The organism is Streptomyces roseochromogenus subsp. oscitans DS 12.976 (assembly GCF_000497445.1).
In the GTDB taxonomy this organism is placed as follows: domain Bacteria; phylum Actinomycetota; class Actinomycetes; order Streptomycetales; family Streptomycetaceae; genus Streptomyces; species Streptomyces oscitans.
The window spans coordinates 8,201,699-8,206,512 of sequence record NZ_CM002285.1; the positions used below are offsets into that span (position 1 = coordinate 8,201,699).

Sequence of the window (4,814 nt, forward strand, 5' to 3'; positions counted from 1 at the left end):
ATGTGGTGCTGGAGGAGGCACCGGGCGCCCGCGCGATTCCACGTACGCACTCCGGGCCCGCGTCCGTCCGGGAGCCCGTGCCAACGCCCATGCCCGCACGCGCCACCGCTCCCGCGCGCGTCCCCACTCCGGCTCCCGCGCACGTCCCCGTACCGGCTCCCGCGCGTGCCACGGCTCCCGCTCCGGCGTGTCCCACGGTTCCGGCTCCTGCGCGTCCTACCGCTCCCGCGGGCGTCGGCACTCCGGCCCCCACGCGTCCCACCGCTCCCGCGGGCGTCGGCACTCCGGCCCCCACGCGTCCCACCGCTCCCGCACGCGTCTCCACTCCGGCCCCGACGCGTCCCACCGCTCCCGTGCGTGCCCTCGCTCCCGCTCCCGCTCCCGCGCACGTCACCGAGCCCGAGCGGATCCTGCTGCTCGCCGCCGACAGCGTGGGCGGCCTGGCCGCCCTCCTCGACACCGACGACTCGGCCGTGGCGGCCGCAGGGCTCGACCCCGCCCGGTCAAACTCCGACGCCGGTCCCGTCCGGCTCGGGATGGTCGCCCCGACCGCCAAGCGGCTCGCCCTGGCGCGGCGCGCGGTCGCCAAGGGCCGCGCCTGGCAGGGGCGCAGCGATGTGTGGTTCCGGCCGGAGCCACTGCTCGGCCGGGCCGGCGGCGGGCTGGCGTTCGTCTTCCCTGGACTGGAAGGCGACTTCACCCCGCGCACGGACGACATCGCCGCCCACTTCGGCCTGCCCCCGCTGTCCGGCCCGGACGTCCGGGTCGGCGACGTAGGGAGGCACGGCTTCGGGGTCGTCGGTGTGGGCCGCCTGCTGGACCGGGCGCTGCGCCGCATGGGCGTCGTACCGGACGCGGTCGCCGGGCACAGCGTCGGCGAGTGGACGGCCATGGCGGCGGCCGGGCTGTACGCCACAGAACAAGTGGACGCGTTCATGGCCGAGTTCGACCCGGACGCGGTCACTGTCCCCGGTCTCGCCTTCGCGGCCCTCGGCACCTCCGCCGCACAGGTCCGCGCCGTGCTCGCGGAGTCCTGGGCGGACTCCGGGATCGTGCTCTCCCACGACAACGCACCGCGCCAGTCCATGGTCTGCGGACCCGGCACGGCGGTCGAGGAGTTCGTACAGGCCCTGCGTGCCCAGGGGGTGATCTGCCAGGTGCTGCCCTTCCGGTCCGGCTTCCACACGCCGATGCTGGAGCCGTACCTCGCGCCCATCAGGGAGGCCGCCGAACGCTTCCGGCTGCACCCGCCGACCGTGCCGGTGTGGTCGGGTACGACCGCGGCGCCCTTCCCGCGGGCCGAGTCCGCGGTACGCGAGCTGTTCGTACGGCACCTGCTGGAACCGGTCCGCTTCCGCGAGCTGACCGAGGCCCTGTACGACGCCGGTCACCGCGTCTTCGTCCAGGCGGGCCCCGGCCGGCTCACCTCCCTGATCGACGACACCCTCGGCGATCAAGACCACCTGACGGTCGCCGCCAACGCGCCCGAGCGCAGTGGCATGTCCCAACTGCGCCGCGTCGCAACGGCGTTGTGGACGACCGGAGCGCCGACGGTCCCGGCACTGCCACCCCGCACCGGAGCGCCGACGGTTCCGGCACTGCCACCCCGCACCCCAGCAGCCGTACAGTCACACCGCCGCCCAGCCACACCCGTCCGGCTCGACCTCGGCGGCGCCCTCGTCTCCCTGAACGGCCCGCTCCTCGACGCACTCCGCGCGGAACTACGCCAGGGATCGGTCGCCGCGCCTGTCGAGCCCCCGCACCGCCCAGCCGGTCCCGGCCTCGGCGAACCGGCCGGGCCGGGCCTGAGCGAACTGGACGGACTCGCCGTGCGCTCCCCGATCGCCGCCGAATTGACCGCCCTGCTGCGGGACACCGCAGACACGGCGGCACGGCTGATCACCGCAAGCCACCGCCGCACCCCACGGACCGCCGCTCCCCCGCGCACCGGGCCCACCCGCGCCGCGCCCACCCCCGTCGGACCGACCCCGGCCGCCCCCTCCCCCGCCACACCCATCCCCGTCGCCCCGGCCCCGGCCACCACCACCGTCCACGTCTCCCCCCACACCATGCCCCACCTCCTGGACCACTGCTTCTTCCCGCAACGTCCCGGCTGGCCCGATCTGGAGGACCGCTGGCCGGTGGTGCCGGCCACCACGATCGTGCGGCATCTGATGGACGCGGCGGAGGCGGCGGCCCCCGGGCTGCGGGCGGTCGCCGTGCACGAGGCCCGCTTCGACCGCTGGCTCACCGCGACACCCCCCGTCGACGTGCCGGTCACCGTCACCCCGGACCCCGGCCGCCCGGACCGCGTCACCGTCGCCTTCGGCCCCACGGCCCGCGCCACGGTCGAACTCGCCCCGCACCACCCCGAACCGCCCCCGCCCAGCCCGATCCCCGACGCGCCCGAACGCCGCCCCGAGCACACCGCCGCCGAGATCTACCGGGAGCGCTGGATGTTCCACGGCCCCGGATTCCAGGGCCTGACCGACCTCACCGCGCTCGGCGAGCGGCACATCCGGGGTGTGATCACCGCACCCGCCGCGCCGGGCGCCCTGCTGGACAACGTGGGCCAGCTGCTCGGCTACTGGATCATGGCGACCCATACCGAACGGACCGTCGTCTTCCCCGTGCGGATGCGGCACATGCGGTTCCACGGGCCCCACCCGGCCCCCGGCGCCGAGGTCGGCTGCGTCCTGCGGATCACCTCCCTCACCGACACCGTCCTGGAAGCCGACGCGGAACTCAGCGTCGGCGGCCGGGTGTGGGCCGTGATCGACGGCTGGCAGGACCGCCGCTTCGACAACGACCCGGCCACCCGGCCCGTCGAACGCTTCCCCGAGCGCCACACCCTGTCCGAGGCCAGACCCGGCGCCTGGGCGCTGGTGCACGAGCGCTGGCCGGACCTCGCCTCCCGCGAGCTGATCATGCGCAACACGCTCGGCGGCGCCGAACGGACCGAGTACGCCGCACGCCCGCCGCGCGGCCGCCGGCAGTGGCTGCTCGGCCGGATCGCGGCCAAGGACGCCGTACGGCAGTGGCTGTGGCAGCACGGCGAAGGACCCGTCTTCCCGGCCGAACTCCGCGTAGACAACGACGAGTTGGGCCGCCCCCGCGTCACCGGCACGCACGGCCGCGCCCTGCCCCCGCTGGACGTCTCGCTCGCCCACCGCGCCGAGGCGGCCGTCGCGATCGTCCGGCCGCACACCCCGCAGCCAGGCCCCGGCATCGACATCGAGGAGGTCACCGAGCGCGACCCGGCCACGCTCGCCACCGCGCTCGGCCCGGCCGAACTGCGCCTGCTGCACGCCCGGTCGACGGACGGCACCGGCACGGAGGCCGAGTGGTTCACCCGGTTCTGGGCCGCCAAGGAGGCGGTCGCCAAGGCCGAGGGCGTCGGATTCGGCGGCCGGCCACGGGACTTCGCCGTACTGGAGACCACCCCGGACGGCAGTCGGCTCCTGGTCTCCGGCCGCCTGGAACGCGTCTACACCGTGTACTGCGCCCCGGTGACCAATCCGCCAGCCCTGCCGGACCGCACCTACGTCGTGGCGTGGACGACCGGCCCCGGAGCCGAGGACGGACCAGCCGACGACAGACGAGCCGACGACCCGCACCCCCACGAAGCAGCCGAGGAGTCCCCCCGATGAACCCCACCCAGCCGGCCCCGGCGCAGCCCACCGTCAACGCCGTGCTCGCCGATGTCACCGACATGCTCCGCACGGTGCTGGCGGAGTACGGTGACGACGACGTGCTGATCGGCATGTCCACCACCTTCAACCGCGACCTGGAACTGGAGAGCATCGACCTCGTCACCCTGGCCGGGCTGCTGGAGGAGCGGTACGGGCAGCGGGTCAACCTCGCCGAGTTCCTCGCCGGCATGGAGTTCGACGAGATCATCGACCTGACGGTCGGCCGGCTCGTGGAGTACGTGGTGTGGAGCCTGAAGACCACGCAGGCGGGCTGAGCCATGGCGATGGTCGACGCCGGCGGCATCCGGCTGCACGTCCAGCGCACGGGCCCGGCCGACGGCCGCGTCCCGCACGCCACGGTCGTCCTGGTGCACGGGCTGCTCACCGACAGCCTGGCCAGCTACTACTTCACCGTCGCGCCCGCCTTCGCCGCGGCCGGACTCGACGTCGTCATGTACGACCTGCGCGGGCACGGCCGCAGCGAGCGCCCGCCGGACGGCTACACCCTCGACCAGAACATCGACGACCTGGAGGCGCTCCTCGACCGGCTGGCGGTCACCGGGCCCGTCCACCTCGTCGGCAACTCCTACGGCGGCACCATCGCCTTCGGTTTCGCCGCCCGCCACCCGGAGCGCACGGCCACGCTGACGCTGATCGAGTCCGAACCAGCGACCGCCGCCTGGGCCGCGAAGCTCGGCCGCATCCTCGACCGGGTCATGACCCAACTCGCCCACAACGAGCCCGACGCCCTCGCCTGGATCATCGCGCACCGGGGCCACAACACCGCCCGGCTGGCCAAGGGCGCGGCCCGGCTCGCCCGCGAGACGACCCTCGGCCGGGACATCCCTGCCAGCCGGGTGCTGACCGAGGAGGCGATCAGGGCCGTACGCTGCCCGGTCCTCGGCGTGTACGGAGGCGAGTCGGACCTCGCCGATCTGGTGCCGGTGGAGCGGGAGTTGCTGACGGACTACCGGGCGGTCGTGCTGCCCGGGCACGAGCACTCGGTGCTGGTGGAGGCGCCGGCCGCCGTCGGCGGGCACATCCTGGACCTGATCCGCGCCGGGGCGGGGGTCGGATGAGCGCCTTCCTCTTCGTCGTGCCGCCGCTGACCGGGCACGTCAA

The 4,814-nt window shown here is 74.8% G+C and carries 3 protein-coding genes; all 3 read left to right on the forward strand.

Going from position 1 to position 4,814, the window contains the following annotated elements:
- Positions 1-353: 353 nt before the first annotated feature.
- The 3 genes from M878_RS85135 to M878_RS85145 are packed head-to-tail and all read left to right on the forward strand — an operon-like array spanning position 354 to position 4,771.
- Positions 354-3,650 carry an acyltransferase domain-containing protein gene (locus M878_RS85135; protein WP_023552424.1) on the forward strand — a complete coding sequence of 1,099 codons (3,297 nt, stop codon included), beginning with the start codon at positions 354-356 and terminating at the stop codon, positions 3,648-3,650.
- Positions 3,647-3,967 carry an acyl carrier protein gene (locus tag M878_RS97880; RefSeq protein ID WP_023552426.1) on the forward strand — a complete coding sequence of 107 codons (321 nt, stop codon included), beginning with the start codon at positions 3,647-3,649 and terminating at the stop codon, positions 3,965-3,967. Before M878_RS85135 ends, M878_RS97880 begins: the two co-directional genes overlap by 4 nt.
- 3 nt (positions 3,968-3,970) lie before the next feature.
- Positions 3,971-4,771, forward strand: coding sequence for an alpha/beta fold hydrolase (locus M878_RS85145; protein ID WP_023552428.1), 801 nt, complete (start codon positions 3,971-3,973; stop codon positions 4,769-4,771).
- Positions 4,772-4,814: the final 43 nt, after the last annotated feature.